The organism is Flavobacterium sp. (genome assembly GCF_044338735.1).
GTDB lineage: Bacteria > Bacteroidota > Bacteroidia > Flavobacteriales > Flavobacteriaceae > Flavobacterium.
The window spans coordinates 1-4,647 of the sequence record NZ_JBIIWV010000157.1 but is presented as its reverse complement, the minus strand read 5'-3'; the positions used below and the strand labels follow the sequence as shown (position 1 = coordinate 4,647).

Annotated in this window: 5 protein-coding genes; all 5 read left to right on the top strand. The window is 31.6% G+C overall.

The window, feature by feature from the left end:
* Positions 1-513 (top strand): L-threonylcarbamoyladenylate synthase (locus ACIQZC_RS09180; protein ID WP_396138929.1); only part of this gene is annotated, 513 nt, incomplete at its 5' end.
* Positions 514-587: 74 nt separating this feature from the next.
* A complete protein-coding gene (locus ACIQZC_RS09175) occupies positions 588-2,003 on the top strand; it encodes a CCA tRNA nucleotidyltransferase (RefSeq protein ID WP_396138928.1) in 1,416 nt (471 codons plus the stop codon).
* A gap of 38 nt (positions 2,004-2,041) precedes the next feature.
* A complete protein-coding gene (locus ACIQZC_RS09170) occupies positions 2,042-3,058 on the top strand; it encodes a heme A synthase (RefSeq protein ID WP_396138927.1) in 1,017 nt (338 codons plus the stop codon).
* A 50-nt stretch (positions 3,059-3,108) separates the two neighbouring features.
* Complete coding sequence (locus ACIQZC_RS09165) at positions 3,109-3,879, top strand: CDP-alcohol phosphatidyltransferase family protein (protein WP_396138926.1); 771 nt, start codon at positions 3,109-3,111, stop codon at positions 3,877-3,879.
* Between the two features lie 185 nt (positions 3,880-4,064).
* Positions 4,065-4,613, top strand: coding sequence for a hypothetical protein (locus tag ACIQZC_RS09160; RefSeq protein WP_396138925.1), 549 nt, complete (start codon positions 4,065-4,067; stop codon positions 4,611-4,613).
* Positions 4,614-4,647 lie beyond the last annotated feature (34 nt).

The window sequence follows — 4,647 nt, the reverse complement described above, 5'->3', positions numbered from 1 at the left end:
ATTATTTTGTATCCTACAGATACCGTATGGGGAATTGGTTGTGATGCTACTAATGAAGAGGCCGTAAAAAAAATATATGCTTTAAAACAACGCGAAGAATCTAAAAGCATGATTGTTTTAATTAATGGAGAGCGAATGATGTACAACGTTTTTAAAGAAATTCCTGAAGTGGCTTGGCAAATTTTAGATTTATCGGAGAAACCCACAACTTTAATACTAGATAATCCAAGAAATATTGCCAAAAATATTATTGCAGATGACAATACTTTAGGTGTTAGAATCGTTACCGAACCTTTTTGTTTTAAATTGATGGAAAGGATGAAAAGACCGTTGGTTTCAACCTCAGCAAATATTTCTGGCATGTTTACTCCAAAAACTTTTAAAGAAATTAGTCCCGAAATTATAAAAGGAGTTGACTATGTTGTAAATTTGCACCACGAAAAAGTTTGCAAAAATCCTTCTACAATTATTAAATTAGGATTAGATAGTCAGGTAAAAGTGATTAGAAAATAATAATTTGAAGATTTGAAGATTTGAAAATATCCCAATTTTCAAATTTGCTGATTTTCAAATTTTCAAATTTAAACATGAATTACAAACAACATTTAGAAAATAAAATATTCAAAATCATATCACAAGCCGCTCAAGAATTAAACTTGGAATGCTATGTGATTGGTGGTTTTGTACGCGATATTTTATTGGATAGAAATCATAAAAAAGATATTGATATTGTTGCAGTAGGCAGTGGTATTGAATTAGCTATAAAAGTTTCAGAATTACTTACAAACCAACCTAAAGTGCAAGTTTTTAAAAACTACGGTACAGCTATGTTACGCTATAAGGAAATGGACATTGAGTTTGTAGGTGCTAGAAAAGAATCTTATTCTCACGATAGCAGAAATCCTTTAGTAGAAATTGGAACTTTAAAAGACGACCAAGAACGCAGGGATTTTACCATTAATGCGATGGCTTTTTCTCTGAATTCTGAAAATTATGGAGATTTAGTAGATCCATTTAATGGTGTTGCCGATTTAGAAAATAAAATTTTAAAAACACCTTTGAATCCAGATATTACGTATTCTGATGATCCATTGCGAATGATGCGTGCTATTCGTTTTGCTACCCAATTAAATTTCGAAATTGAAAATGAATCCTTATCTTCAATTGCAAAAAATAAAGAAAGAATTAACATTATTTCAGGAGAGCGAATTGTAGATGAATTGAATAAAATTTTGTCATCAGAAAAACCATCTATCGGATTTTTACATTTGTATCAAACCGGTTTATTAGACATCATTTTACCTGAATTAACCGCTTTAAATAATGTAGAAGAAGTAGAAGGGCATACCCATAAAAATAATTTTTACCACACGTTAGAAGTTGTAGATAATATCTGCCCAAATACAGAAGATGTATGGTTACGTTGGGCGGCATTATTACACGATATAGGAAAAGCACCAACTAAAAAATTCAATAAAAAGCAAGGTTGGACGTTTCACGGACATGAATTTTTAGGCGGAAAAATGGCTAAAAAAATCTTTGAAAGACTTCATATGCCTTTAAATCAGAAAATGAAGTTTGTTCAAAAAATGGTGATGATGAGTTCACGACCAATTGTAATAGCTGAAGAAATAGTTACCGATTCAGCTGTGCGTCGCTTAGTTTTTGATGCAGGAGAAGATATTGAAAATTTAATGACACTTTGCGAAGCGGACATCACTACCAAAAACAGTAAAAAATTTCAAAAATATCACAATAATTTTAAAATTGTACGTCAGAAAATAGTTGAAGTAGAGGAGAAAGACAGAGTTCGGGTTTTTCAGCCACCTATTTCTGGAGAAGAAATTATGGACCTATTCGGATTAAAACCAGGTCGTGAAATAGGTGTTTTAAAAGAAGCTGTAAAAGAGGCCATTTTAGAAGGTGAAATTCCAAATGAATACGAACCCGCTAAAGAATTTGTTCTTAAACGTGCTGAAAAAATGGGCTTAAATAAAATATAATTAATTTTTAATAATCTGAAAAACTGCATTATTAACCAATGAAAAAATATTTTCTTACAGCAGCAAAAACGGCATTAGTTTTAGTTTATTTAGTAATTCTTGCTGGTGCCTTGGTTCGAATGACTGGTTCGGGAATGGGTTGTCCAGATTGGCCAAAGTGTTTCGGATATTACATTCCACCCACAGAACAAAAAGAACTTGAATTTACACCTAATAAAGCTTACGATGAAGGTCAAGTGATTATTAAAAATGAAGGCTTACTTGTGGCAAAATCAGATTTTACAGCTACTTCTTCTTTTTTAGAAAGTAACTGGGAATCTTATACAAAACACGATTATGCTATTTTTAACCCAGCACATACTTGGATTGAATACATCAATAGATTGCTTGGTGCTTTGGCAGGAATTGCCTGTTTTGTAACATTTATTTTCGCATTTGGCTACTGGAAAGAAAACAAAAAAATAGTTGTCTATTCTCTTTTGGTTTGTATACTAATGGGTTTTCAAGCTTGGTTAGGAAAAACAGTTGTAGATTCGGTATTAAGTCCAGTAAAAATTACCACTCATATGTTAACTGCCTTTTTAATTGTGGCTTTACAGTTGTATGTTATTTATGTGGTTTCAGCTAAAAATAGTATTAGAAAATACGATAAGAAGTTTAGCATTGCTCTTGTAGTAGTACTACTTCTTACGATTGTTCAAGTGGTTTTAGGAACTTATGTTCGTGAGTTTATAGATACAGTTGGTAAATCTGGTGCTCCAAAATCGTTTTGGTTGTTACATCCTGAAATCACTTTCTACTTTCATCGAAGTTTTTCAATAGTGGTCTTTTTGGCAAATTTATTTTTACTTCTTCGAAACAGAAATCTTAAATTGGGTTTCGAAAAAGTAAATTGGGTGGTTCGAATTTTAATTTTCGAAATTATTTCAGGTGTAATTATGGTGTATGTTGATTTCCCTTTCGGAAGTCAAACCTTACATTTGGTTTTGGCGACATTCTTATTTAGTGTTCAGTTTTATTTACTTTTAGAAAACAATAAAATAACAAAAAATTAATATTACTTTTGCAGTCCGACTATATTGTCACAGTTCTTTAGATTTGATTAATGTCTAAACTAGCAGCGCAAGATAAATTTTTCGATTTATCAGATTACGGAAGATCTTTCGGTACGTTTTTGGCCAATTCTTTAAAAAATACTCGTTTTACACCTATTCACGTTACCTTATTATTCGGACTTTCTGGATTAATTGCAATTTATTGCATGTTAAACCAATATTATATCGCAGCAGCATTTTTTATCATTTTAAAATCTGGAATTGATGCCGCTGATGGTGAATTAGCCCGTTTGAAAAACACACCATCCTATTCTGGAAGATATTTAGACAGTGTTTTTGATATTATCTTAAATTTTATGTTTTTCATGACAATCTGTTACATGTCAAATAGTACAATTTGGTATGCATCACTTGCCTTTATTTGTATTCAATTACAAGGCACCTTATACAATTATTATTACGTAATTTTAAGAAATAAATCGGTTGGTGGCGATACAACCAGCAAAATATTTGAATACAAAACACCAAAAGCATTACCAGGTGAATCGCAAAAATCGGTAACTATTTTATTTGGAATTTATACTGTTGTTTATGGTCTTTTTGATAAAATCATTCATTTATTAGACTCAAATGCGTATAAAATCAAAACGTTTCCCAATTGGTTTATGACTTTAGTTTCTTTATACGGATTGGGTTTTCAATTGCTTATTATCGCAATTTTATTAACGTGTAATGGTATTGAATTTATTGTGCCTTTTTTTATTTTGTATTCAGTATTCATACTTGTTTTGATAGGCATCAGAAAAATAGTTATTCATTAGCCAATCCACTCTTTAAAATCGCTAACGCAATCACCTAAAAAATTATATCTGACCCAACTGTCATTTTTTATGGATGAATTGTAAGTACGATTGAATTCAGAAAAATTTTTATCAACAATTCGTAAATCGTAAATCAAAAATCGTATTTTATACCTACTTTTGTTTTTCATAAAATTGCAACCATTATGATTTATAAATTTAGAGCTATTCTTGATGCCGAAGATGATATTTTTAGAGATATTGCCATCGAAAGTAACGATACATTAGAAGATTTACACAACGCACTCATCAATGCATTTGGTTTTGATGGTACCGAAGTAGGCGCTTTTTATACCTGCGCTAATGACTGGGCTTGGCATGAAGAAGACGGTATTCCAATGTTTGATACTGGAGATATTCCAGGCGAAATTAAAACCATGTCAGAATATGCAATTGACGATTTAGTGCATGAACAAAATACAAAATTAGTATATGTTTATGATTTATTCAGCATGTGGACTTTCTTTATAGAATTAGCTGCTATTGAAGAAAATGAAAATGGGATGATTTATCCAGCCTTACTTTTTTCTCACGGAGAACTTCCTGCAGAAGCGCTTCAAAGTGGGTTAAGAGGTGACTTATCTGAAGATGATATGTTTGGCGAATTTGAAGATGACTTAGACGATGACGATTTAGACATGTTTGAAGGCGACGACAGTTTTGAAGACATGGGATTTGAAGAAAACTGGAACTAATTAGCCAATAATCTAATGTGCCAATATGCCAATG

Bases quoted from the DNA above. Each gene is read 5' to 3' on its own strand.
- ACIQZC_RS09175 (WP_396138928.1), top strand. From the start codon at position 588: ATGAATTACAAACAACATTTAGAAAATAAAATATTCAAAATCATATCA.
- ACIQZC_RS09170 (WP_396138927.1), top strand. From the start codon at position 2,042: ATGAAAAAATATTTTCTTACAGCAGCAAAAACGGCATTAGTTTTAGTT.
- ACIQZC_RS09165 (WP_396138926.1), top strand. From the start codon at position 3,109: ATGTCTAAACTAGCAGCGCAAGATAAATTTTTCGATTTATCAGATTAC.
- ACIQZC_RS09160 (WP_396138925.1), top strand. From the start codon at position 4,065: ATGATTTATAAATTTAGAGCTATTCTTGATGCCGAAGATGATATTTTT.